Source organism: Pigmentiphaga sp. NML080357 (assembly GCF_002188465.1).
Classification (GTDB): Bacteria; Pseudomonadota; Gammaproteobacteria; order Burkholderiales; family Burkholderiaceae_B; genus Pigmentiphaga.
Genome location: NZ_NINW01000026.1, coordinates 150,411 through 172,746 on the forward strand (window position 1 = coordinate 150,411; position 22,336 = coordinate 172,746).

A 22,336-nucleotide genomic window follows, 5' to 3' on the forward strand; every position below is an offset into this window, starting at 1 on the left:
CGCCGAAGAGGCCGGGCCGGCACCGCGGTTGCATCATTCGCGCACCTCGACGATGCGGCCGAAGCGGGTTTCGCCCGCCAGGCGCTCCTTGAGGCGGGTGCGATCCTTGACCTCGCCGGCCAGTTGGCCGCAGGCGGCGTCGATGTCGTCGCCGCGCGTCTTGCGCACGGTCGTGACGATGCCTGCGTCCATGAGGCGCTGCGCGAACAGTCTCACCCTCGCCGCCGGCGAGCGCTTGAGCCCCGACTGCGGGAAGGGATTGAAAGGAATGAGGTTGAACTTGCACGACACCTGTCGCGCAATGTCTATGAGTTGCCGCGCGTGCTCGTCGCCATCGTTGATGCCGTCGAGCATGACGTATTCGAAGGTGATGAAGTCGCGCGGCGCGAATTCGAGATAGCGCTGGCAGGCGGCGATGAGCTCGCTCAGCGGGTACTTGCGGTTGAGCGGCACGAGGTCGTCGCGCAAGGCGTCGTTGGGCGCGTGCAGCGACACCGCCAGCGCCACCGGGCAATCGCGCGCGAGCCGGTCCATCATCGGCACCACGCCCGAGGTGGACACCGTCACCCGCCGGCGCGACAAGCCGTAGGCGTTGTCGTCGAGCATCAGGCGCAGCGCCGAAACCGTGTTGTCGTAATTGAGCAGGGGTTCTCCCATGCCCATCATGACCACGTTGCTGATGACCCGGTCGTCGCCGGCGCCCAGCTGGACCGGTGCGCCCCGGACCAGGCGCGCCCCTTCCCTGTCGGCCTCGATGGTGCGACGCGCCAGCCACAACTGGCCGATGATCTCGTCCACGCCGAGGTTGCGGTTGAACCCCTGGTGGCCGGTGGAACAGAAGCGGCAGGCGACGGTACAGCCCGCCTGCGTGGAAATGCAGAGCGTGCCGCGGTCGTCTTCGGGAATGAAGACGGTTTCGACCGCGTTGCCATTGCCGACGTCGAGCAGCCATTTGCGCGTGCCATCGGCCGACTTGTGCGCCGTGACCACGCCGGGAACCCGGATCTCGCAGTGGCGGGCAAGCTTCTCGCGAAACGACTTCGCCAGGTCGGTCATCTGCTCGAAATCGTCCACGCCGCGCTGGTGCAACCAGCGCTGCAACTGCTTGGCGCGGAACGGTTTGTCCCCCCAGTTTTCCACCAGCGAGGCGAGCGCGGCCCCGTCCAGCCCCAGCAGATTGACAGGCGGGGATTCGGGACGTGGCGCGGCCTTGTCGGCCTGGGCGATCGGCGAGATCGGATTCATCTCGGCCTCCTGGGGAAAACGGGCATCCGGGCTCAGCGGCTGTGGATGCTCAGTTCGGGGAAGAAGAAGGCGATTTCGACCTTCGCGGTTTCCGGGGCGTCCGAGCCGTGCACCGCGTTGGCGTCGATGCTGTCGGCGAAATCGGCGCGGATCGTGCCTTTCTCGGCCTTCTTCGGGTCGGTGGCGCCCATCAGGTCGCGGTTCTTCTGGATGGCGTTCTCGCCCTCCAGCACTTGCACGAACACCGGGCCGGAGACCATGAAGTCGACCAGGTCCTTGAAGAACGGGCGCGCGGCGTGCACGGCGTAGAAACGCTCGGCGTCGGTACGCGAGAGCTGCAGCATGCGCGCGGCCACGACCTTGAGGCCGGCGGCCTCGAAACGGGAAACGATCTGGCCGATGACGTTCTTGGAAACCGCATCCGGCTTGATGATCGAAAGGGTGCGCTCGATGGCCATCAAAAACTCCAATAAAAACAAATACTTTGAGGGGAACTTAAACGTTAAATTGTATCACGCCTGCTTGACGGAACGCGTGTCCGCAAACGCCTCTGAAACTTGGCGCCAGCCCCACTGGAAGCGGGCGGAACCCTGGGGCATACTCGGTGTCTGACACACCATGCCCGCTCGCGGGGCTGAACGAGCAAAAAGACCACAAGGAGTCGCTCAATCATGAACGATCTACGCACCTCTCCCTTCGGCCGAACCGGGACTGCGCCCGGCGAAGTCGCGCGCAATCGCGTTTTGCGCAACACCTATTGGCTGCTGGCCCTGTCGCTGATCCCCACCGTCCTGGGCGCGGCCATCGGCGTCAACACCGGCCTGGCCCAGATCATGGGCGGCAGCCCCGGCATCACCACCGTGGTCTTCCTGGTCGGCGCCTTCGGCCTGATGTTCGCAATCGAGAAGAACAAGCACAGCAGCCTGGGCGTGGTCCTGCTCCTGGCTTTCACCTTCTTCATGGGCCTGATGCTGTCGCGCATGATCGGCTTCGTGCTGGGCATGGCCAACGGCGCCACCCTCATCATGACCGCCTTCGGCGGCACGGCGGTGGTATTCGGCACCATGGCGACGCTTGCCACCACGATCAAGCGCGACCTCTCGGCCCTGGGCAAATGGCTGTTCATCGGCGCCGTGGTCATCCTGGTGGCGGCGCTGGCCAACATCTTCCTGCAGTTGCCCGCGCTGATGCTGACCATTTCGGTCCTGGCCATCGTCATCTTCTCGGCCTTCATGCTGGTCGACCTGCAGCGCGTCGTCAACGGCGGCGAAACCAACTATGTCTCGGCCACCCTGGCGATCTACCTCGACATCTACAACGTGTTCGTCAACCTGTTGATGCTGCTGGGGATCTTTGGCGGGGATAGGGAGTAGCCCCCCTACTCGCTGACGCGCCCCCCCCAGGGGGCGATGCGGGTGGACCGGCGGAGCCGGATCCGCGGTGCCCCCTGGGGGCGCGCGTCAGCGCGTAGGGAGGGATCCCTTCCTCAAGCGATTGCAGGTTCGCCGGGTTCGAATACGGCGATGGACTCTACGTGGCCGGTGTGGGGGAACATGTTGATCACGCCGGCGGCGCGCAGGATGAATCCGCCTTCGTGGACGAGGATGGCGGCGTCGCGGGCCAGGGTCGAGGGATTACAGGACACGTAGACGATGCGCCGGGGCCGGTCCTCGCCGAGCGTGGAAAGGGCCTTGGCTACCGCCAGCGCGCCTTCCCGGGGCGGATCGATCAGCATCCGGTCGAAATGGCCCAGGCTGCGTAGCCAGGCCTCGTCCACCTCGAACAGATTCAAGGTCGAGAAGGCGGTGTGGGCCTCGAGCCCCTGCCTGCGGGCTGCCTCGAGGGCGCGGTCGGTCAGCGCCTGGCTGCCTTCCACGCCGACGACCTCGCGGCAGCGGGTAGCCAGCGCGAGCGTGAAGTTGCCCAGGCCGCAGAACAGGTCCGCCACCCGGTCTGCCGGCCGGGGATCGAGCAAGGCGATGGCGCGCGACACCAGGACGCGGTTGATCGCATGGTTGACCTGGGTGAAATCGGTCGGCTTGAACGGCATGCGCAGGCCGAACTCAGGCAAGGCATAGGCCAGCCCGTCGGCATCCTCGGGTTCGAGCGGATGCACGCTGTCGGGCCCCTTGGGCTGCAGCCACCAATGGACGCCGTGGCGCGCCGCAAACGCCCTGAGGACAGCCAGGTCCTCGTCGACCAGCGGAATCAGGTGCCTCAGCACCAGCACGACCTGGCTGTCGCCTACCGCCACCTCGATCTGCGGAATGCGGTCGCGCGCCGGCATCGCGGCCACCATTTCCCGCAGCGGCACGAGCAGCGACGCGACGTGCGGATGCAGCACGTGGCATTCACGCATATCGGCCACGTAGCTGCTCTTGCGTTCGCGGAAACCGACCAGCACGCCTCCTTTCTTGACGACCACCCGCACCGACAGCCTGGCGCGATAGCGATAGCCCCAGGACGGGCCGTAGATGGGGGGCAGTATCCGTTGCGGCACCAGTTTGCCGATGTGCCACAAGGTGTCCTCCAAGACGCGCTGCTTGATCGCCACCTGCGCGGCCGGGTCGACGTGTTGCATCGCACAGCCCCCGCATACGCCGAAATGCGCACAGCGCGGCGCCACCCGCTGCGGCGAAGCGCGCACGACACTTTCCGTCTCGGCCAGCTCATAGGAGGGTTTGCGCTTGATCACCTTCAGCGTCACCCGTTCGCCCGGCAAGGCGCCTTCGACGAACACCACCTTGCCCTGGCGCCGCGCAATGCCGCGTCCTTCCAGGTCGACCGATTCGATGGCCACGGAACCGTCGTGGAACTCGTCGGCAACGGCCTGCCCTTCCAGCCCGTGCTGGAACGTTTGATCTGCTTCTTGACTCATGTTGGGTTCACTTAGCGCCGCGCCGCGAGCGTCCCGGGCCGCGCGTGCGGCCACGCCTACCACGCGGCGAGGTATTCCTTCCAGTGCGGCTGGTCCAGGGACTCGAGCGTGCTGCGCACCAGCTCGAGCTCCGCGTCGTACTGGGCGCGCGACAGCATGCCCCGCACCAGGCGGAAGCGGCAATAGACCAGCCAGGTATTGACCACGTCCGTCTCGCAATAGGCCCGCACCTCTTCCTGCCGGCCCGAGCTCCACGCCTTCCACACCTGGCTGCCGTCCATGCCCAGCTTGCCGGGAAAGCCGCACAGCTTGGCCAGCTCGTCCAGCGGGGCATTGGCGCGTCCATTGTATTTGGCCAGCAGGTCCATCAGGTCGCAATGCCGATTGTGGTAGCGGCTGATGTAGTTGCTGTAGCGGAAATCGCGGTCGTCTTCCCCCATGTCCCAATAGCGCGAGGCCTGGATGCCGTGGATCAGCCCGCGGTAATGCAGCACGGGCAGATCGAAGCCCGAGCCGTTCCAGCTGATGAGCTGCGGCGTGTAGCGGTCGATGGTCTTGAAGAATCCGGAAATCAGCGTGGCCTCGGAATCGTCGGCCTTGCCTATGCACTTGACCCGGAAACCGTCGTCGTCGCGGAACACGCATCCCACCACCGCCACCTTCTGCAGGTGCAGCGGCAGGAAATCGTGCCCGACCGCCTCGCGCCGGGCGGCGGTGGCCCGCTCGACCACCTCCGCGTCCGGCACGTCGTTCCCCCAGCCGTTGAGCGTGCGCAGGCCTTCCACGTCCGGAATGGTTTCGAGGTCGAAGACCAGCATGGGCGTCATTGCGAACCTCAGCGCGAAGGCAGGTAGTCGATGGGGTCGACCGGACGGCCCTGGCGGCGTATCTCGAAATGCACGCGGGGCGACTCGGCGTCGGTGCTGCCGAGCTCGGCGATCTTCTGTCCGCGCCGCACCGCCTGCCCTTCCTTGACCAGCATGGCGCGGTTGTGCGCATAGGCGGACAGGAAGGTGTTGTTGTGCTTGATGATGATCAATTGCCCGTAGCCGCGCAATCCGCTGCCGCTGTAGACCACCTTGCCGTCGGCCGCCGCCAGGACCGGATCGCCGACGTTGCCGGCGATGTCCAGGCCCTTGTTGCGGGTCTCGTGGAAGTTCTCGATGATCTTGCCGCTGGCCGGCCATCCCCATTCGACGCGCTCGCTCGCCGGTTCCGTGCGAGAAGGAGCCGGCGCAGGCGTCGCGGGAGGCGTGCTGGGCGCTGGCGTGGCAGGCGTGGCGGGTGCCGGCGTCGGCGTGCCCAGCGGACGCGTGGTCGACTGGGAAGGAGCCGGCACCGGCGTGACCTGGGCTACGCCGGTATCGGCGGGCTTGGGTGTGGTCGACCCCGGCCGGGTGACGCGCAGCACCTGCCCCGGACGGATCTGGTTCGGGTCCTCGAGATTGTTCCACTGGGCGATGTCGCGCCAGTCCTGGCCATGGTCGAGGGCGATGCGGATCAGCGTGTCGCCGCGCTTGACCACGTAGGTGTCGGCATCGACCAGGCGCGAGGATTCCCGGCCCGCCGTGGCGGGGGGCTCGGCGGACTTGGCCGGCGTGGTGCGATCGACCACGGGGACCGTCCTCGGCGCGGATCCGCAGGCCGCCAGCAGCAATGCGCAGCCCGTCCAGGCCAGCGCATGCATTGCGGCCCGTCCGAGCATCCCGGGCGCCAGGCGCCGGGGTCGATTGGATTCCTCGCGGCTCGGCTTGCGCCAATTCTGCATCCCTGATCTCCTATTCATTACAACAACACACCCGACTGCAGCGGCACGAAACGCACCGGCTCCAGTTCGGTCCGCACCCAGCTCTGGGCTCCGGTGCGCTCTATCATGACCAGTCTTTGCCTGGCGCCGCCTTCCGGCGCCACCAGCCTGCCACCGAGCGCCAGCTGCGCCAGCAGGGCCTCGGGAATCTTCAATCCCGCCGCCGCCACCACGATGGCGTCGAAGGGAGCGGCGCTCGGCACGCCTTGCATGCCGTCGCCGAAAACCAGGCGCACGTGGGCGAACCGGAACGGCCGCAGCCGGTTGCGCGCCAGTTCATGCAGGGCCTTGATGCGTTCGATGGAATACACCTCCCGCGCCACGCCCGCCAGCACCGCGGCCTGATACCCGCAACCGGTTCCGACCTCCAGCACCTTGCCGAGTTCGCGCCCGTTGCGCGCGGCCGCGATCATGCGCGCCACGATCCAGGGTTGCGAGATCGTCTGGCCGTGCCCGATGGGCAGCGCCGCATCCTCGTACGCGCGGCTGGCAAGCGCCTCGTCGACGAAGCGATGCCGCGGTATGGCCTGCACCGCCTCGAGCACCCGTTCGTCGCCGATGCCCTGGGCGCGCAGGCGCGCCACCAGCGAGCTGCGCATGCGTTCGGAATTGAGCCCGTGATTCGGCTCGGCGGCGGGCGGCCGGGCCTGCCCCGCGGCGGGCACCACCAGGCGGGCAGGCGCCAGCCGCGTATTGCTGTTGGTGGGTTTGGCCTCGTCGGGACGCGGAGGCTTGGCCGGTACGCTCCGGACCACCGGCGGCCGGCCGGTGCTGACCCGTGTATTGCTGTTGGCCGCCGTGATGGGTGGCGACGAGGGCACCGCCCGGCGCGGCGCGGCGCGGGTTTCTCCCGTGTCGCGGGCCCGGGCGGGCGCGGGCGTCAGCGGTTTGCGCCTGTCCATTCCGCGGGAATCCATTCGCGCATCGGTTCGATCTGCGCAGCGTGCGTCAGGTCGAACCGCAGCGGGGTGACCGAGACCGCGCCGTCGGCGCAGGCATGGAAATCCGTCCCGGGCGTCGCGTCGGCCGCCTTGCCGGCCGGGCCGATCCAGTAGACCGGCTCGCCATAGGGCGTGGACGAGCGAACGACCGGCTCGGAGGGATGGCGGCGTCCCAGGCGGGTGACCCGCGGCGGCTTGAGCTCCGATAACGGCAGGTTGGGAATATTGACGTTCAGCAGCGTGGGCGCCTCGAGCGGTCGGGCGATGAAGCGCTCGACGAAGCTGCGCGCCGCCGCGGCGGCCGCGTCCAGGTGTGTCCAGCCCTTGGATACCTGGGAAAAGGCGATCGAAGGGATGCCGAACAGGTAGCCTTCGGTCGCCGCGGCGACCGTCCCGGAATACAGGGTGTCCTCGCCCATGTTCTGGCCGTCGTTGATGCCCGACACCACGAGGTCCGGCCGGCGATCGAGCAGGCCGGTCAGGGCGACGTGCACGCAATCGGACGGCGTGCCGTTGACATAGAGAAAACCGTTGGTGGCCTTGCGCACGGACAGGGGCCGGTCCAGCGTGAGGGAATTGGACGATCCGCTGCGATTGGTCTCGGGCGCGACCACGATCAATTCGGCGAGCGGGCGCAGCGCCTCGACCAGGGCAGCCAGGCCGGGGGCGAAATAGCCGTCGTCGTTGGAAATCAGAATCAACATCTATCGCCCCGAACTCTCACGCAATGCCATCTCCAGTTAGCGGCAAAAGAATCTTGCTGTCGGCGCTGCCTGCCGCAACGAAAAAAGCCCGCACGGCGACCCTGCGGGCTTGTGTCGTCCGGAACGAGCCGGGCAGCCTCCTGGTTGCTTGACGGTTCCGGACGCGCGTCCGTTTCCGGCCCACCGAATGCTCTCGGATTGTACATGAGCCCCCTTCCCGCCCGTAGAGGAATCCCCCAGGCGTTGCGCCGCCGCCCTAGGGAGTCAGCACGGCGCGGGCAATTGCTTCTCGTACGCCGCGACCAGCGCGTCGAGGAAACCGCGCACCGCCGGCACCAGCCCGCGTCGCGACGGAAACACGGCCTGTACGATGCCTTCGGGCAGCGAATATTGGGTCAGCGTAACCTGCAATCGCCCCGCCTCGACGTCGGCCGCCACCATGAACCAGGGCAGACAGGCCAGCCCCAGTCCCTGCAGGACGGCGGTTTGCAGCGTACTGAGATCGTCCACCGACAAGCGGGGGACATGGGCTACCGAAACTTCCTTTCCGTCGGGGCCGGTGAAGCGCCAGACGTGCTTTTCGGCAGCCTGCATCATGCTCAGCGTCGGCATGCGCGCGAGGTCCCGCACATCCTGGGGCTGCCCGTGCCGCGCGAAAAAGCCCGGCGTGGCGGCCAGCACCATGCGGCTTGTGGCCAGGGGCCGCACCACCAGCTCGGAATCCTCCAGGGGCGGCTGGCGCACGCGCAACGCCAGGTCGAACCCCTCCTCCACCACGTCCACCCGCCGGGAAGTAGCGTCGATCTGCACGCGCACGAGCGGATTGCGTTCGAGGTAGTCCGACACAATGCGCGCGACGTCGCTTTGCAACAGGCCGACCGGGCAGCTGAAACGTATCAGCCCTTGCGGCTGCGAGGTGGTGCGGTCCACCGCCTCCCGGGCCGCGGCCGCCTCGGCCGCAAGCGCCGCGCAGTGCTGGTAGTAGGTGTGGCCGATCTCCGTCACCGATATTTTTCGCGTCGTGCGGTTGAGCAGCCGGACTCCCAGCTCGTCTTCGAGACCGGCGATACGGCGGCTGATGCGCGACACCGGTATTCCCAGGGCCTGGGACGCAGCGGTATAGCCGCCGTGCTCGACCACCTTGGCGAACAAATACATGTCATTGAGGTCCTGCATGGCTTTCCCCCCGGCCAACTATTCCATACATGGAAAAGTTATTCTCATGAAGGCCAGTTTAAAAATGATTGTTGAGGATATATCTTGTCGGAGTGGCGGAGATCATCCGCATTAACCCTTACAACCTCTTGTTCCAGGAATCCTCATGAAAGTCCTGCACATCGATTCCAGCTCCACCGGGGCCGCATCCGTGTCCCGCGAATTGACTGCCGCCGTGGTGCAGGCCCTGCGCCAGGCCGACCCCGGACTGGAGGTCCGCTACCGGGACCTGATCGCCCAGCCGCCCGCCCACCTGGACGGCGCGCTGCTGCAGTCCCTGCGGCCCCAGCCCGGCACGGTGCTGCCCGACGATGCCGAGTTCCGCAAGGAAGTCGCCTACACCGACGAACTGCTCGAGGAATTCCTCGCCGCCGACGTGGTGGTGGTGGGTGCGCCCATGTACAACTTTTCCATTCCCTCGCAGCTGAAGGCGTGGATCGATCGTGTCGCGCAGGCCGGCAAGACCTTCCGCTATACCGCCAACGGGCCGGAAGGACTGGCCGGCGACAAAAAGGTCGTGATCGTGTCGTCGCGCGGCGGCAAGTACGTGGGCACGCCCATCGAGACCATGCTCGATCATCAGGAGTCCTACCTGCGCGCCGTGTTCGGCTTCTTCGGCGTGGTCGACGTCGACATTCTCCGCGCCGAAGGTGTGGCGCTCGGCACGGAGGCGCGCGCCGAGGCGGTGGAGGAAGCCCTGCAACGCGCCGGCCTGCTGGCCGGGGAGTTGGCCGCGGTCGCCTGATACCCGCGGCTCCGGCTCCAGGGCGCCGCGTCCGTCAGCGCGGCGCCCCGTAGAGCAGCAGCAACAGCCCCGCCACCACCAGGGCCATGCCGTACCGCTCGCGCCGGCTTGCATGCTGGGCGAACACGCGCCTGGACGCGAGCTGAGCGAAGAGCACTTCCACCAGCCCCAGCGTGCGTACATTGGCTGCCGAGGTCAGGGCAAAGCCGATGTACCAGCACTGCGAGGCGAATGCCCCCATGAAGCCGGCCGCCAGCGAGGAACGCCACGCCGCCAGGACACCGCGCAGCACGTCGCGCTGGAACAGGGCCTGCCAGGCCACGAGCGCGGCGGTCTGCATCAGCAGTCCCACCACCAGCGTCATGCTGGCGCGCAGTGCGAACGAACCTGTTCCGAGCGAGACGATGGCGCCGCGAAAAGCGACCGCCGACAAGGCGAAAAACGCCCCCGATGCGATGCCGAGCAGCGCCGGGCGCCAGCTGCTCCCCGCCCCTGCCCCCGGCTTCCAGGACATCGTCACGACCCCTGCCGTTGCCACCACGACGGCGCATGCGGCCGGGATCCCGAGCGGATCGCCCAGCACCAGCACGGCGAAGACCGCAACCAGCACCGGCTCGGTCTTCACGTAGACCGTACTCAACGCGAAATTGCGCAACTGCATGGTCGCCAGCATCAGCACGGTGGCGAGGATCTGCGCCGCCGCGGCGCCCGCCGCGAACAGCAGGAACTCGCCGTTGGCGGCCGGCAACGGTTCGCGCCCCGCCAGCATCACGACGGCGAGAAAAACCAGGGAGAACGGCAGGCCATAGAGAAAGCGCACCTGCGCCGCGCCCAGCGTGCCCAAGGTGCTGGTCAGCTTGTGCTGCATGGTATTGCGGGCGGTCTGCGCGGCCGCGGCGATCAGCGTGGCGGGAATCCAGAGCAGCGAAGTGTCCAAGGGCACGGCCTGTAAACGGTCAGCCCGGGATCATACCGTGCGGCATGCCGGCATACTCCTGCCGGCCGTTGCGTTCGGCCAGGTAGCGGCCGGGCGGCTTGCCCAGCGCCTTCCTGAACATGGTGATGAAGGCGCTGACCGACTCGTAGCCCAGGTCCATCGCTACCCGCTGCACGGGCATGCCGGCGGACAGGCGCTGCAAAGCCGCGATCACGTGCAATTGCTGGCGCCACCTGCCGAAACTCATGCCTGTCTCGGCCTTGATGAGCCGCGCGAGGCTGCGCTCGCTCATCGCGACCTGTTGCGCCCATTGCGAGACGGTGCTGCGGTTCGACGGATCGGCGGCCAGCGCGTCGGCGATCTTGCGCAAGCGGCTGTGCGCGGGCACCGGCAGATGCAATTGCTCCGTGGGCATCTGCGCCAGTTGTTCGAGCAGCACGGCGGCCAGCCGGGCCGTGGGCCCGCCGGGCGAGTAGTCGGAAGATTGCGTCGCGAGGTGAAGGATCATTTCGCGCAGCAGCGGCGAGATCGACAGGGTGCAGCACACCTGCGGCAGCGCCGCGGCGCCGGGCTCGACGAACAGCAGGCACACCTGGCCGTGCAGCGATACGGTGTTGCTGTGCGGCATGCCGGGCGGCACCCATACAGCGCAATGCGGCGGCACCATCCAGACGCCCTGGGGCACCCGGCAGGTGACCGAACCGCGCAGCGCCATCAACAACTGCCCCTTGCGATGCCGATGCACCGGCTGCTCGCTGCGGCGGTCGTATGCGGTCAGGTGCACCGCGGTAGCCGGACTGGCGGTGCGGTCCGGATCGAACTGGGTATAGCAGGCGGCGAAATCGTCCATGGCGGGTATTTGGCGGATTTTAGCTACTTTCTGTCATCTTATCCAAAGACAGACAAACGCAAAACGCCTAAAGTGCGAGGCAACGCCATACAGGACCTTCCATGGTTTCGATTCCCGCCAAGACCGCCGTTCCCCGCCCTGCCTGGCTCATCGCCGGCATCCTGCTCATCGCCGCCAACCTGCGCGCGCCCGTCACCGGCGTGGCCCCGGTGCTCGACATGATCCGCTCCGACCTGGATCTGACTGCCGCCGCTGCGGGCCTGCTCACCACGCTACCCTTGCTGGCCTTCGCCGCCGGATCGCCGGTGGCCGCCATGGTGGCCAGGCGCTACGGGCTGGAACGCGCGCTCATGGCGGCCCTGCTGGCGCTTACGGCGGGCCTGTGCCTCCGCCCCGCAGGAGCGGTCTGGGCCTTGTTCGCCGGTACGCTGCTGATCGGCGGCGCCATTGCGTTCGGCAACGTCCTGCTGCCCAGTCTGCTCAAGCGCGATTTTCCGAATCGCATCGCCAGCCTGACCTCCGGCTATGCCTTGACCATGGGCGTGGCTTCGGGAGTCGCCTCCGTGGTCGCGGTTCCTCTTGCGCTCTGGCCTGCGGGACCGGGCTGGCCGCTGGCCCTGTTCGCGCCCATCGTGCTGGCGGCGATCAGCACGGCGGTATGGCTGCCTCAATGGCGTGCCCGAGGCGCTGTCCCCGCGCCGTCGCCGCGGACCGCGAGCGGCCCGGACCGCCCCGTATGGAGGTCGGCGCTGGCCTGGCAGATTACGTTGTTCCTGGGCTTCAATTCGCTGGTCTATTACATCGTCTCGAGCTGGCTGCCGTCCATGCTGCACGATGCCGGCTATTCGCCGGCCGCCACGGGATCGCTCCATGGCATGCTGCAAGTGGCCTCGGCCGTCGTCGGCCTGCTCCTCATGCCGCTGGTCCGGCGCGTGCGCGACCAGCGCTGGCTGGCATTCGGAGTATCGGCGCTGTCGGTCGCCGGCCTCGCCGGCTTGCTGCTGGCGCCTGGATGGGCCGTGGCCTGGACGGTGCTTTACGGCTTCGGCGGCGGCGCCTCCATCATCCTGGGCCTGGCCTTCGTCAGTTTGCGCGTCGGCAATGCGCACCAGGCCGCCGCGCTGTCCGGGATGGCGCAGGCCATCGGCTATCTGCTGGCCGCGGGCGGCCCCACGGCCATCGGCGCGGTACACGACTGGGCCGGCGGCTGGACCGCCGCGCTGCTGATTTGCATCGCCTGCGCCTGCACGCAAGCGGTTTTCGGGCTATACGCCGGGCGCGACCGGCAACTGGCCTGACGGCCTGGGGGACCGCTCCGCGGCCCCTCCTTCATCGACCCTCCCTCTGGCGTTCGACACGGCGCCCCGCATGGGCGCGCCGTCGTCCGGCTTCCCGCATAACAGCTTTGATTTCGCCGCCATAGGTGGCACTGCCGGTGCCGCCTACAGTATCGCCCGGGCATGGTGTGCGGACTCCCCGCGGCTCGCGCGCGGGGTATTTTCGACGTCCGTCACAGGCCCGAGAGACAAGAACCATAAGGAGAGGAGATGACCATGGCCGTTCATCGGCATGGCGCGTCACACGACATTCCGGGTGCGTCGCCCTTTTCGCATCACATCGTGCCAAACGGGGAGGCGCGCATTCGCGTTACCGCTTGCGGCCAGGGCATGCCCATCGTGCTGCTGCCCTCGCTGGGCCGCGACGTCGAGGACTTTTTCCCCATCGCCCGGGACCTGGCCGCCGCGGGCTGGCGCGTGCTCATGCCCAGTCCGCGCGGCATGGGCGGCAGCGTCGGTCCGCTGGCCGGCATACGGCTGCACGACCTGGCCTCGGACATCGCCGCGGTCATCGAACATGAGCGGGCCGGGCCGGCACTGGTGGCGGGTCACGCCTTCGGCAACTGGGTCGCGCGCACCACGGCGGCCGATCACCCCAGCCTGGTCGCGGGCGTGGCGATCCTGGCCGCCGCTCACAAGCACTTTCCCGCATCGCTGCGAGCGAGCATCGATGCCGCCATGGACGCTTCGTTGCCCACCGAGACGCGCCTGACGCATCTGCGCACGGCGTTCTTCGCTTCCGGCAGCGATCCCTCGGTATGGCTCGATGGCTGGCATCCCGCGATTGCGCGAGCCCAACGCGCCGCCTCGGCCGCCACGGTGCAGTCCGCATGGTGGGCGGCGGGCGCCGCGCCCCTGCTCGACGTGCAGGCGAGCGAAGACGCCTTCGCCCCCCGCGCCGGCGCGCACTTGCTGCGGCAGGAGCTGGGTCCGCGGGTACGCATCGCCACCATCGAGAACGCCGGCCACGCCTTGCTGCCCGAACAGCCTCGCGACGTCGCTGCCGCCCTCGTCGCATTCGCACAGACCTTGGAGAGGAGAAACTGATGGATGTCTTTCGTATCGCCTTGCGACCCGCGTTCAATTGGGCCGCGGCCTTGTTGCTGTTCCTGGTCGGCGGCGCCCATGCCGCCGGCCCGTATCCCGACCGTCCGCTGCGCCTGATCGTGCCTTTCCCCGCCGGCGGGGCGGCCGACATCATGGCACGTGGACTGGCGCAGCAACTGTCCGAGCAGTTGGGCCAGCAGGTCGTCATCGAGAACCGTGGCGGCGCCGGAGGCACGACGGCGGCCGAGTCCGTCGCCCAGGCCACGCCGGACGGTTATACGCTGTTCTTCGCCACGATGGGCACGCAGGCCATCAATCCGTCGCTCTATGCCAAGCTGCGTTACGACCCGCTCAAGGATTTCGAGTACGTCAGCCTGACGCACACCACGCCCCGGGTATTGGTGGTGCACCCTTCCGTCCCCGCGCGCTCGGTCCAGGAACTGATCGCCCTGGCGAAAGCGCGGCCGGGCGCCTTGACTTACGGATCCGCCGGAAATGGGAGTTCGAGCCATTTGTCCGGCGCCCTGTTCGCCTCGATGGCCGACGTGCAGATGCTGCACGTGCCCTACAAAGGCAGCGCGCCGCTGCTGAACGACCTGCTGGCGGGACGCCTGACCATGACATTCGACTCCTACGCGGTCTACGCGGAGCACATTCGCTCGGGCAAGGTCCGGGCGCTGGGCGTCACCACGCTGACCCGCATGAGTGCATTGCCCGACCTTCCCGCCATATCCGAAGCGGGATTGCAGGGGTACGATGTTTCGAACTGGCTCGGCGTCGTCGCGCCCAAGGGCACGCCTCAGGCAGTCGTGCAACGGCTGAACGCCGCCATTGCCAAGAGCATGGCGGACGAAGCCGGCCGGCGCCATCTGGCTTCCATGGGCATCGAGGCCACTTCAAGCACGCCGGCGGAGTTCGCAGCCATGGTGGAAAGAGAAATCCCCAAATGGGCGCAGGTGGTCAGGAAATCCGGAGCGACGGTCGATTGACGCCGGGCCGGCGGTTCACGCCGGCCAGTCGGAGGATCGCAGCGTCATTCCCATTTGTTCCGTGGCGCCGGGCTCGACGTGCAATACGTCGTCCCATACGCGGGCGGTTTCTATGCAGAGCATGTCGCGCCACGCGTCCGGACGGAACTGTGACAGCCGGAGCGACTTGTCGACCCATGGGTTCCACACCACGGCCGAACGGGAGCCGAAGGCCTGGACATGGAGGGTCCGGCGCCAGCCGGGATCGCGAATCGAAAGCGGCCGGTCTATGCCTGTATAGATTCGATCGGTCTCGGCCTCGATCGGCAGCGGTCCTTGTTGCACATGCATCGACCACTCCCGCAGCGTATCGACATAGTGCGTTCCCTCGAGCCCTTCCACCGTCACGCCGCGGACGTCGCTGACCGCGAAATAGGTATGCAGCGCCTGGCTGATCGTCAGTGTTTCGCGCCCGGTATTGCGGGTCGACAAAGTGAGCGTCAACGCCTCGTCCAGGCGGACTTCCAGCATCAACTCGGCCGCGTGCTGCCATCCGCCCCAACCGGATGGCAGCACGAGCCGCAGGCACAGGCGCGCCGCCCCCGGCTGCGGGCCGGCTTCGGCCACGTCCCAGTCGAGCGCGCGAACGAAGCCGTGGGCAGGTGCATCGGCTCCCGCGGCAAGCATGGCACGCACTGCCGCAGGATTGCGGTCGAACTGGCCGAACCACGGCCAGCACACCGGGATGCCGCCGCGCACCGGCTGCCCGGCCGCGAATGCCGCGGCATCGCTGAGCCACACCACGGGCCGTTGTCCGCGCGGCGTATAGCGCAGCAGTTGCGCGCCCTGCCGCGCCACCAGCGCCTCGCCATGAGGCGAAACCAGGCGCCAGCAAGGCAGTTCGCCGACAGTGCATGCCTCGACGGCGGTGGACAGCTTTTCGTCCATGGCGGTTCAGTCCTCGTGGTTTTCGTGCGTGGCCGAGGCCCCCTGCTTCCAATAGCCCGCGGCCTTGATCCATTCCTTGGGCACTTGCCAATTCTGCACCAGTATCTGGCGCACGCGCTTGGCCACGCCCGACTCGGCGGCCACCCAGACATACCAGTCGCCCTCCGGTTTGCGCAACGCGGAGACCGCTCCCGCAAGCAACTCGGGATTGCCGGGCTGCGCGCCATTGCGATGGATCCAGTGGACCTGCGCCTGCGCGCGCGTGGAGAAAACCTGCTCCTCGGCCGCGTCGGCCACCTCCACCACCACCGTGGCGCGTGCGTCGGCGGGCAGCTCCTCCAGTCGCCGGGCGATGGCCGGCAAGGCCGTCTCGTCGCCTACCAGGAGGTAGCCATCGAACGCGCCGTCCACCACGAACGAGCCACGCGGGCCGCCTACGCCCAGGTACTGGCCGACGGCGGCCTGCTGCGCCCATTCGGCCGCCGGACCGTCGCCATGCAGCGCGAATTCGATGTCCAGTTCGCCGGCCGCCGGGTCATACCGGCGTGGCGTGTAGTCGCGTGCAGGCGGTCGAGGCTGGCCTTCGGGGAAGACCATGCCGTTGGGCCCGGGCGACGGCACCGCGGGCCGCTCCTGGCCGGGCGCGGGAAAGAAGAGCTTGACGTGGTCGTCATAGGCGGCGCTGACGAAGCCCGCCAGATCGTCGCCACCCAGCGTCACGCGCAAGAGGCGCGGCGTGACCGGCTTGACCGCGCGCACCTGCAGCAGGCGGAATTTGAGTTCGTGGCGAATGCGGCGAGCCGCTCGTTCGATTTTTTCCATGGTTCTTCCAGAATCGTTACAGGGATGGCGGCCTACTTGCCGAGGATCTCGGCCGTGGCGCGCCGAAGAATGGCGGCGATGCGCATGGCTTCGCCTGCATCACAGGCGCCGACTTCATGCAGGGCCTGCTTGAGCGCATAGCGTGCGAGCATGAGGTCTTCGGGCGTACCCGGAGCGATGGTGTCGAGACGGTCTTCGCCTTCGAACACGCGACGTACCTGGGCCATGCGCGCGCCGACCCGCTCGAGGTCCCCAAGAATGCGATCGGCCTGCTCGCGATGGCGGTCCAGATGGATGCGCCCTTCCTCTGTCAGGCTGTAGCGCTTTTTCGTGCCTTCCACGCTGACGACGGCATGGCCGACGTCTTCGAGATAGGCCAGCGCCGGGTACACCATGCCCGAGCTGGGGTTGTAGAAACCGGACGACCGTTCGGACAACTGCTTGATCAATTCGTATCCGTGGCGCGGCTGTTCTTCCAGCAGCGCCAGGAGAATGAGTTGCAGGTCCTCCGCCGCTAGCTTGCGTCCCATTCGCATGCCCAGGCCACGTCCGGGGGGCGCGGTATTGCCGGCTTGCATCACTGTTTCCACTCCATGCACACTATATCTAAAAACATGTTTTCCGATATATCTTAAAACATAAATAGCACCAGAACCAGCGTCCCGGACGGGTCTGGTGGCTTATCCACCACTTCTGTGGACAAGCTTGGGGATAGCATGGTGATGACGTCGCCAAACCCGCATGGAGACACGCTTTGAAACACTTCGCCCATCCGCCGGGCAGCCGTCCCGGGGGTCGGACGTCGGCACTAGGACATCATGCTGATAGACATCGTCAATGCGGAAGCCACCGTTTTCTCCGGAAACGCCAGCTTCGTCCGGCTTCCGGGCAAGGAAGGATCACTTGGCATACTGCCGGGCCACATCCCGCTCCTGACCTGGCTCAGGGAAGGAGTGATCTACATACGGCGGCAGGAAGGCGACGAGCAGGTTTATGTGTCCGGCGGACTGGCCGAAGTCATGCCCCAGGGGGTGACGGTTCTGGCCGATACGGCGGTGCGGACGACAGGGATGGACGAAGCCCGGGCCAGCCAGGCGCGTACCCAGGCCCTCAACCGTACGCATGACCGGCTCGACGCGATGCGCTACGCCGCCGCGCGGGCCGAGCTGCTGACGAGCCTGAAGCGGGGGCGCTGATCTGTAACGGGGAGTTATCCCCGGCCGCTGTGGACAAGCCTGGGGATAGGCCTGGGATATGGACAGGCGAGGCCCGGCCTACCGGGCCTGGCAACAGATCGATCAAAAAATCGGCATCGTCCGCCAGGCGACCATCAATCCGAAATACTCGGCGCCCAGAACACCTGGGCGATGGCGGGATTGCCGGCCAGCTTGGCCGTCACCCGGTCCAGATCGGAGCCCTGGATGGACGTCGCCATCAGCGTAGCCTTGATTTCGATTTCGTCGTCGCCGAATGGCACCACCTCGAGATCGCCCAGCGGGTAGTTCTCCTTTTCCAGCTCGGCCTCGAGCGCAGCCATGGCCGCGGTGCGATGGGCCGTGCCGGTGATCACGTGAATGATGCTGGTGACCTCGGACGACAGAACGTCCACGGGCTTGCGATTGAAGGTATTGACCACGGGCCGCAGCAGCGTATTGGCGGCCAGCACGAACACCGTGGCCAGCACGGCCTCGGCGATCAGGTCCGCGCCCGCGCAGGAACCGATGGCGGCCGACCCCCACAGCGTGGCGGCGGTATTGAGGCCGCGCACATTGCCCTCTTCCCGCATGATCACGCCCGCACCCAGGAACCCCACGCCCGATACCACGTAGGACGCGACCCGCGCGGCGCCCTCCGGCCCGGCGATGCGCATCGCCATGTCGACGAAGATGGCGGCGCCCAGCGCCACCAGGACGTTGGTACGCAAGCCCGCGGTACGCTGCCGGTACTGACGCTCGAGCCCGACGAGCGCGCCGAGCACGAACGCGGTGGTCAGACTGACCAGCGTATCGAGCAGTTCCAGGGTCTGGATATTGGCAAGAGCCTTCATGAGGACCTCGTTGTTCTTGTTGTGGCCGGCGGCGCAAGGCGAATGCGGGCTGCCGGCCGCTCGGCCGGCAGCATAGCGCGCCTTTGCCGCAAGGCTTATTGCAGTTGTTCGTATCGCACGCGCTGGATGTCGGGATGCCGGCCCAGGCCCAGCGCAACGGCGTTCAGCGCGCCGCGCAGATGGGGCGGGCACTGCAAGGTGACCGACATGCGGTGGATCGAATCATGGGCGGGCGCGCTAGCCACCCGCATCTGGGAAATGCGCAAATCCCTGGCAGAGAGCTCGGCGTGCAGATGCTGGCGCAGCCGGTCCAGCCTCGGGTTGGCGCTGAAAACGGTCAGCCGGTAGGACTGCACCCGCTTGCGTGATGCGCGCGCGGCCTTGCCGCGCCAGGCGCCCAGGATGTTGGCGAAACGCATGATGACCTCCTGGCAGACAGGAAGACGGACCATGCCGCTCGGCGAACGCGGCGGCCTGCCTTGGGCAGGCGCAAGAAGACGGGGAACCTCGGGGATCGGGGAAACCGCATCCTGGCTTGGCAGGACGCGGCAGACAAATCTGCGGACCTGCTAAGCGGCGTTTGCCGAAATGGCGCGACTACTGCCGTCGTTATCCACGACTTGCCTCGAAAAAAGTTGGAACCCCATGATTCTAGCCCAGCCCCGCTCTAGGGACAACCCTAGGCCGTGCGTCCCGACGGCTTGCCGCGGCGGACAGCCCGGCGCGGCAGTTGCTGGTAGACGATGCGCACCCAGTCCTGGATGTACTGCTCGTAATGCGCCTCGTCGTGTTGCCAGAGATTGTTCAGCGCCATGCCGCGCACCAGGTTCAGCGACAGGTTCAGTGCGACCAGCGCCTGCTCGCGCGTAAAACCGGCCCGCTGGAATACGTCCAGCCACAGCGCATTGGTCGATGAACGATAGCGCTCCATCACAGGCAGGATCTTGCTCATGAGGTCCGCATCGGTGCGCGCGACCATGATGACCTCGATGGCGGCGATGAACGGCCAGTCGAAGTAGACGCTCCAGCAATCCTTGATGAAACCTTCGATCGGGCGCTCGATGGCCTGCGGCGAGTGCGCCTCGCGCTGGCCGCGTCGGATGGACTCCTCGTAGACCTCGGCCGTGGCCGCCACCACCAGCTCGGCCTTGGTGGCGTAGTGATGCATCAAGGCCCCGTTGGACATGCCGGCGCACCGCGCCACTTCCTTGGTGGTCAGGCCGCTGTAGCCGGACCGCATCAGTACCTCTATGGTGGCGGCCAGCAGGCGCTCGCGCGCGTCGCGGCTGCGATTGGCCTGGGTACGGCGCTGCGTGGTGCGGGGTTCGGCCGGCGCCGGCGAGGTGGGTGGCGCGGCTGGACGAGTCTCTTGCATTGCTCCCTTCGTATCGTGAATACGACCAAGGCGCATCTTATCCCCCTCGGGACGCCATGCAGCCGTCCTAGGGTTTTTCGCTACTTACAAACCGTCCACTCTGTTTGTATAAATCCATCCAAGCGAGTAATCCAATAACGACGCAAAGGAGACGTCTCATGTCCTTCGTAAAAAACGCCTGGTACGTGGCCTGTTGGAGCGACGAGGTCAAGCCGGGCGAACTGTTCAGCCGCACCCTGCTCGACGTGCCCGTGGTGTTCTACCGCAAGGCGGACGGCACACCGGTGGCGCTGCGCGACCGCTGCCCGCACCGCTTCATTCCGTTGCGCATGGGCCGCCTCAAAGACGACGTGATCGAATGCGCCTACCACGGCCTGCAGTTCGATTGCAGCGGCGCCTGCGTCAAGAATCCGCACGGCGACGGCCGCATCCCCGCGGCGGCGCGGGTGGAAGCCTTCACCGTGCACGACAGGCACGGCATGCTGTGGATCTGGATGGGCGACGAACCGGCCGATGCCTCGCTCATTCCCGACTACGGCATGCTGGACGAAGGCGCGGGCTATCGAACCAGCCGCGGCCGTCTGCACATCGAGGCCAACTACGAGCTCATGGGCGAGAACCTGCTCGACCTGAGCCACATCAGCTTCCTGCACGACGGGCTGCTGGGCAGCCCCGAACAGGTCCATGCCAAGCAGGAGGTCATCCAGGACGGCGACCGCCTGCAGTGCAATCGCTGGATGCCCAACGTATCGGTGCCCGGCGTCTTCGACATGCTGTTCCGCCGCGACGGCAAGCCGGTGGACATGTGGACCAACATGCGGTGGGACCCGCCAGGCTGCTTCCTCCTGGACACCGGCGTCCACGCGCCCGGCGAATCGCGCGAACGCGGCGCCTGGTATTACGGCATCCACATCCTCACGCCCGAGACTTCGCGCACGACCCACTATCACTTCGCCGCGGCCCGTCCGCCCGGCCCCGAGCTGGATCCCGAGACCAATGCGCGGCTCGCGGAAATGCGCCGCATCGCCTTCGAGGACCAGGACAAGCCCATCATCGACGCGCAGCAGGCGGCACTGGGCGACGCCGACTTCTGGGACATGAAGCCGGTACTGCTGAACGTCGACCTGGGACCGGTGCGCATGCGCCATACCCTGGAACGCCTGCGCAAGGCCGAAGCCGCGCGCGCGGCGTAGCGCCCATTCAGGCAGGCCGGGACGACGGATTCCGGCCGCCGCTTGGCAGACATCTGCCCCACCCACGAGGAGAGAGACATCATGTACCACCGCTTGCGTAGCGTGGCGGCCGCGGCCGCCCTGTTCCTGGGCTGCGGCGCGCTTCATGCCCAGGCCCCCATCAAGATCGGCTTCATGGGCGAGCTGACGGGCCCGCAGGCTGCCGTCGGCCAGGACCAGTTGGACGGCTTCATGCTGCTGGTGGAGCGCAACGGCGGCAAGCTCGGCGGCTATCCGGTGGAAGTCATCCGCGAGGACACCCAGCTCAAGCCCGATGTCGCCAACCAGGCCGCCCGGCGCCTCGTCGAACGCGAGAAAGTGCCGATCGTGACCGGCATCTCGTTCTCGAACGTCATGCTGGCCGTGCACAGGTACCTGACCGAGCGCGAGGTCTTCGTCATCGGCTCGAACGCCGGGCCGTCGCAGATTGCCGGTCCGCGCTGCTCCCCCTACCAGTTCATGACATCCTGGCAAGGCGACCAGGCTTCCGAAGCGGTGGGCCAGTACGCGACCGACCAAGGCTACAAGCGCGTGGTCGTGCTCGCGCCGAACTACCAGGCGGGCAAGGATACGGTCGCGGGCTTCAAGCGCTACTACAAATCGCCCCTGGCCGACGAGTTGTACACCTCCTTGCAGCAATTGGATTTCTCGACAGAACTGGCGCAGGCGGCTGCCCGCCAGCCCGATGCCGTGTTCGCCTTCTTCCCGGGCGGCCTGGGCGTGAGCTTCGCCAAGCAATATGCCCAGTCGGGCCTGAAGGACATCCCGCTGCTGTCCACCTTCACGGTGGACGCGATCTCGCTGCCGGTGCTGGGGGATTCGGCGCTGGGCATGATCACGGGAGGCTTCTGGGCTCCCGATTTCGCCAACGCCCAGAGCCGCCGCTTCGTCCAGGACTTCGAACGGCGCTATCGGCGCATCCCCTCGAACTACGCCGCGCAGAGCTATGACGCCGCCCTGCTGCTGGACTCGGCCATCGCCAAGGTGCAAGGCCGGATCGCGGACAAGCCGGCATTTATGGCCGCGTTGAAACAGGCCGATTTCCAGTCGGTCCGGGGCGAGTTCCGCTTCAACAACAATCACTTCCCGCTGCAGGACATGCACGTGCTGCAGGTGGCCCGGGACGGCCAGGGGCGCCTGAACCTCAAGACGCTGGCCACGCCGTTCCGCAAACAGCCCGACGCCTACCACCGGCAGTGTCCGCTTTCGTGAAAGTAGGCGGGGCGGCGAGGAGCGCT

The 22,336-nt window shown here is 67.0% G+C and carries 24 protein-coding genes; 8 read left to right on the forward strand and 16 right to left on the reverse strand.

The annotated features are described in order from the left end of the window. Positions 1-33: 33 nt before the first annotated feature. On the reverse strand, positions 34-1,245 hold the full coding sequence (gene rlmN, locus CDO44_RS10805) for a 23S rRNA (adenine(2503)-C(2))-methyltransferase RlmN (protein ID WP_087780239.1): 1,212 nt from the start codon (positions 1,243-1,245) through the stop codon (positions 34-36). Positions 1,246-1,277: 32 nt separating this feature from the next. Then, a complete protein-coding gene (gene ndk / locus CDO44_RS10810; protein WP_087780240.1) occupies positions 1,278-1,703 on the reverse strand; it encodes a nucleoside-diphosphate kinase in 426 nt (141 codons plus the stop codon). A 213-nt stretch (positions 1,704-1,916) separates the two neighbouring features. Between ndk and CDO44_RS10815 the strand changes: the two genes are divergently transcribed. Next, positions 1,917-2,618: a Bax inhibitor-1/YccA family protein gene (locus CDO44_RS10815; RefSeq protein WP_087780241.1), complete on the forward strand. Its 702-nt coding sequence runs from the start codon at positions 1,917-1,919 to the stop codon at positions 2,616-2,618. A gap of 113 nt (positions 2,619-2,731) precedes the next feature. Here CDO44_RS10815 and rlmD read toward each other — a convergent pair whose 3' ends face one another. The 6 genes from rlmD to CDO44_RS10845 form a co-directional block, all read right to left on the reverse strand. Further along, positions 2,732-4,123: a 23S rRNA (uracil(1939)-C(5))-methyltransferase RlmD gene (rlmD, locus tag CDO44_RS10820; RefSeq protein ID WP_087780242.1), complete on the reverse strand. Its 1,392-nt coding sequence runs from the start codon at positions 4,121-4,123 to the stop codon at positions 2,732-2,734. 56 nt (positions 4,124-4,179) lie between these two features. Next, entirely contained in the window at positions 4,180-4,950 is a 771-nt protein-coding gene (locus tag CDO44_RS10825; protein ID WP_087780243.1) for a 3'-5' exonuclease, read from the reverse strand. Positions 4,951-4,958: 8 nt separating this feature from the next. Then, on the reverse strand, positions 4,959-5,828 hold the full coding sequence (locus tag CDO44_RS10830; RefSeq protein ID WP_087780281.1) for a peptidoglycan DD-metalloendopeptidase family protein: 870 nt from the start codon (positions 5,826-5,828) through the stop codon (positions 4,959-4,961). An 80-nt stretch (positions 5,829-5,908) separates the two neighbouring features. Continuing rightward, on the reverse strand, positions 5,909-6,685 hold the full coding sequence (locus tag CDO44_RS10835) for a protein-L-isoaspartate(D-aspartate) O-methyltransferase (RefSeq protein ID WP_369824612.1): 777 nt from the start codon (positions 6,683-6,685) through the stop codon (positions 5,909-5,911). Between the two features lie 125 nt (positions 6,686-6,810). Continuing rightward, the gene (gene surE / locus CDO44_RS10840) at positions 6,811-7,575 is read right to left on the reverse strand and encodes a 5'/3'-nucleotidase SurE (protein ID WP_087780245.1); all 765 of its coding nucleotides are present in this window, start codon (positions 7,573-7,575) and stop codon (positions 6,811-6,813) included. Between the two features lie 264 nt (positions 7,576-7,839). After that, positions 7,840-8,751: a LysR family transcriptional regulator gene (locus tag CDO44_RS10845; protein WP_087780246.1), complete on the reverse strand. Its 912-nt coding sequence runs from the start codon at positions 8,749-8,751 to the stop codon at positions 7,840-7,842. 145 nt (positions 8,752-8,896) lie between these two features. Between CDO44_RS10845 and CDO44_RS10850 the strand changes: the two genes are divergently transcribed. Next, entirely contained in the window at positions 8,897-9,535 is a 639-nt protein-coding gene (locus CDO44_RS10850) for an FMN-dependent NADH-azoreductase (RefSeq protein WP_087780247.1), read from the forward strand. A 34-nt stretch (positions 9,536-9,569) separates the two neighbouring features. On the opposite strand, the gene CDO44_RS10855 is transcribed toward CDO44_RS10850, so the two are convergent. Together CDO44_RS10855 and CDO44_RS10860 are read right to left on the reverse strand one after the other, a co-directional pair. Beyond that, positions 9,570-10,472 (reverse strand): EamA family transporter, encoded by a 903-nt coding sequence (locus CDO44_RS10855; RefSeq protein ID WP_198951341.1) that lies wholly within the window; start codon positions 10,470-10,472, stop codon positions 9,570-9,572. Between the two features lie 19 nt (positions 10,473-10,491). Further along, entirely contained in the window at positions 10,492-11,322 is an 831-nt protein-coding gene (locus CDO44_RS10860; RefSeq protein WP_087780248.1) for a helix-turn-helix domain-containing protein, read from the reverse strand. A gap of 101 nt (positions 11,323-11,423) precedes the next feature. Here CDO44_RS10860 and CDO44_RS10865 point away from each other — a divergent pair, with 101 nt between their 5' ends. The 3 genes from CDO44_RS10865 (at position 11,424) to CDO44_RS10875 (ending at position 14,695) form a co-directional block, all read left to right on the forward strand. Continuing rightward, a complete protein-coding gene (locus CDO44_RS10865) occupies positions 11,424-12,620 on the forward strand; it encodes an MFS transporter (RefSeq protein ID WP_087780249.1) in 1,197 nt (398 codons plus the stop codon). 255 nt (positions 12,621-12,875) lie between these two features. Further along, positions 12,876-13,706, forward strand: a complete 831-nt coding sequence (locus tag CDO44_RS10870) for an alpha/beta fold hydrolase (RefSeq protein ID WP_087780283.1) — start codon at positions 12,876-12,878, stop codon at positions 13,704-13,706. Then, positions 13,706-14,695, forward strand: a complete 990-nt coding sequence (locus tag CDO44_RS10875; RefSeq protein WP_087780250.1) for a tripartite tricarboxylate transporter substrate binding protein — start codon at positions 13,706-13,708, stop codon at positions 14,693-14,695. The genes CDO44_RS10870 and CDO44_RS10875 overlap by 1 nt, the downstream gene beginning before the upstream one ends. 15 nt (positions 14,696-14,710) lie before the next feature. Here the strand turns inward: CDO44_RS10875 and CDO44_RS10880 are convergent, their stop codons facing one another. Genes CDO44_RS10880 through CDO44_RS10890 form a run of 3 tightly spaced genes read right to left on the reverse strand, consistent with a single transcriptional unit; the run spans position 14,711 to position 17,022 of the window. Then, entirely contained in the window at positions 14,711-15,622 is a 912-nt protein-coding gene (locus CDO44_RS10880; protein ID WP_087780251.1) for a D-hexose-6-phosphate mutarotase, read from the reverse strand. Positions 15,623-15,628: 6 nt separating this feature from the next. Next, positions 15,629-16,444, reverse strand: coding sequence for a siderophore-interacting protein (locus CDO44_RS10885; protein ID WP_087780252.1), 816 nt, complete (start codon positions 16,442-16,444; stop codon positions 15,629-15,631). Between the two features lie 32 nt (positions 16,445-16,476). After that, positions 16,477-17,022 carry a PadR family transcriptional regulator gene (locus CDO44_RS10890; protein ID WP_144389504.1) on the reverse strand — a complete coding sequence of 182 codons (546 nt, stop codon included), beginning with the start codon at positions 17,020-17,022 and terminating at the stop codon, positions 16,477-16,479. 240 nt (positions 17,023-17,262) lie between these two features. Here CDO44_RS10890 and atpC point away from each other — a divergent pair, with 240 nt between their 5' ends. Next, positions 17,263-17,640: an ATP synthase F1 subunit epsilon gene (atpC, locus tag CDO44_RS10895; RefSeq protein ID WP_087780253.1), complete on the forward strand. Its 378-nt coding sequence runs from the start codon at positions 17,263-17,265 to the stop codon at positions 17,638-17,640. A gap of 134 nt (positions 17,641-17,774) precedes the next feature. Here the strand turns inward: atpC and CDO44_RS10900 are convergent, their stop codons facing one another. The 3 genes from CDO44_RS10900 to CDO44_RS10910 all read right to left on the reverse strand — a co-directional run bounded on the left by CDO44_RS10900 (position 17,775) and on the right by CDO44_RS10910 (position 19,866). Then, positions 17,775-18,491 (reverse strand): MgtC/SapB family protein, encoded by a 717-nt coding sequence (locus CDO44_RS10900; RefSeq protein WP_087780254.1) that lies wholly within the window; start codon positions 18,489-18,491, stop codon positions 17,775-17,777. Between the two features lie 95 nt (positions 18,492-18,586). Further along, complete coding sequence (locus CDO44_RS10905) at positions 18,587-18,910, reverse strand: hypothetical protein (RefSeq protein WP_087780255.1); 324 nt, start codon at positions 18,908-18,910, stop codon at positions 18,587-18,589. A gap of 260 nt (positions 18,911-19,170) precedes the next feature. Beyond that, positions 19,171-19,866, reverse strand: coding sequence for a TetR/AcrR family transcriptional regulator (locus CDO44_RS10910; RefSeq protein WP_087780256.1), 696 nt, complete (start codon positions 19,864-19,866; stop codon positions 19,171-19,173). A gap of 158 nt (positions 19,867-20,024) precedes the next feature. Between CDO44_RS10910 and CDO44_RS10915 the strand changes: the two genes are divergently transcribed. Continuing rightward, complete coding sequence (locus CDO44_RS10915; RefSeq protein WP_087780257.1) at positions 20,025-21,059, forward strand: aromatic ring-hydroxylating dioxygenase subunit alpha; 1,035 nt, start codon at positions 20,025-20,027, stop codon at positions 21,057-21,059. Positions 21,060-21,140: 81 nt separating this feature from the next. After that, positions 21,141-22,310 (forward strand): ABC transporter substrate-binding protein, encoded by a 1,170-nt coding sequence (locus tag CDO44_RS10920; protein WP_087780258.1) that lies wholly within the window; start codon positions 21,141-21,143, stop codon positions 22,308-22,310. The last annotated feature ends 26 nt before the right edge of the window (positions 22,311-22,336 follow it).

What these genes read in the sequence shown, in the direction of transcription:
- rlmN (WP_087780239.1), bottom strand. Translation starts at nt 1,245, where the DNA reads ATGAATCCGATCTCGCCGATCGCCCAGGCCGACAAGGCCGCGCCACGT.
- ndk (WP_087780240.1), bottom strand. Translation starts at nt 1,703, where the DNA reads ATGGCCATCGAGCGCACCCTTTCGATCATCAAGCCGGATGCGGTTTCC.
- CDO44_RS10815 (WP_087780241.1), top strand. Translation starts at nt 1,917, where the DNA reads ATGAACGATCTACGCACCTCTCCCTTCGGCCGAACCGGGACTGCGCCC.
- rlmD (WP_087780242.1), bottom strand. Translation starts at nt 4,123, where the DNA reads ATGAGTCAAGAAGCAGATCAAACGTTCCAGCACGGGCTGGAAGGGCAG.
- CDO44_RS10825 (WP_087780243.1), bottom strand. Translation starts at nt 4,950, where the DNA reads ATGACGCCCATGCTGGTCTTCGACCTCGAAACCATTCCGGACGTGGAA.
- CDO44_RS10830 (WP_087780281.1), bottom strand. Translation starts at nt 5,828, where the DNA reads ATGCTCGGACGGGCCGCAATGCATGCGCTGGCCTGGACGGGCTGCGCA.
- surE (WP_087780245.1), bottom strand. Translation starts at nt 7,575, where the DNA reads ATGTTGATTCTGATTTCCAACGACGACGGCTATTTCGCCCCCGGCCTG.
- CDO44_RS10845 (WP_087780246.1), bottom strand. Translation starts at nt 8,751, where the DNA reads ATGCAGGACCTCAATGACATGTATTTGTTCGCCAAGGTGGTCGAGCAC.
- CDO44_RS10850 (WP_087780247.1), top strand. Translation starts at nt 8,897, where the DNA reads ATGAAAGTCCTGCACATCGATTCCAGCTCCACCGGGGCCGCATCCGTG.
- CDO44_RS10860 (WP_087780248.1), bottom strand. Translation starts at nt 11,322, where the DNA reads ATGGACGATTTCGCCGCCTGCTATACCCAGTTCGATCCGGACCGCACC.
- CDO44_RS10865 (WP_087780249.1), top strand. Translation starts at nt 11,424, where the DNA reads ATGGTTTCGATTCCCGCCAAGACCGCCGTTCCCCGCCCTGCCTGGCTC.
- CDO44_RS10870 (WP_087780283.1), top strand. Translation starts at nt 12,876, where the DNA reads ATGGCCGTTCATCGGCATGGCGCGTCACACGACATTCCGGGTGCGTCG.
- CDO44_RS10875 (WP_087780250.1), top strand. Translation starts at nt 13,706, where the DNA reads ATGGATGTCTTTCGTATCGCCTTGCGACCCGCGTTCAATTGGGCCGCG.
- CDO44_RS10880 (WP_087780251.1), bottom strand. Translation starts at nt 15,622, where the DNA reads ATGGACGAAAAGCTGTCCACCGCCGTCGAGGCATGCACTGTCGGCGAA.
- CDO44_RS10885 (WP_087780252.1), bottom strand. Translation starts at nt 16,444, where the DNA reads ATGGAAAAAATCGAACGAGCGGCTCGCCGCATTCGCCACGAACTCAAA.
- CDO44_RS10890 (WP_144389504.1), bottom strand. Translation starts at nt 17,022, where the DNA reads ATGCAAGCCGGCAATACCGCGCCCCCCGGACGTGGCCTGGGCATGCGA.
- atpC (WP_087780253.1), top strand. Translation starts at nt 17,263, where the DNA reads ATGCTGATAGACATCGTCAATGCGGAAGCCACCGTTTTCTCCGGAAAC.
- CDO44_RS10900 (WP_087780254.1), bottom strand. Translation starts at nt 18,491, where the DNA reads ATGAAGGCTCTTGCCAATATCCAGACCCTGGAACTGCTCGATACGCTG.
- CDO44_RS10905 (WP_087780255.1), bottom strand. Translation starts at nt 18,910, where the DNA reads ATGCGTTTCGCCAACATCCTGGGCGCCTGGCGCGGCAAGGCCGCGCGC.
- CDO44_RS10910 (WP_087780256.1), bottom strand. Translation starts at nt 19,866, where the DNA reads ATGCAAGAGACTCGTCCAGCCGCGCCACCCACCTCGCCGGCGCCGGCC.
- CDO44_RS10915 (WP_087780257.1), top strand. Translation starts at nt 20,025, where the DNA reads ATGTCCTTCGTAAAAAACGCCTGGTACGTGGCCTGTTGGAGCGACGAG.
- CDO44_RS10920 (WP_087780258.1), top strand. Translation starts at nt 21,141, where the DNA reads ATGTACCACCGCTTGCGTAGCGTGGCGGCCGCGGCCGCCCTGTTCCTG.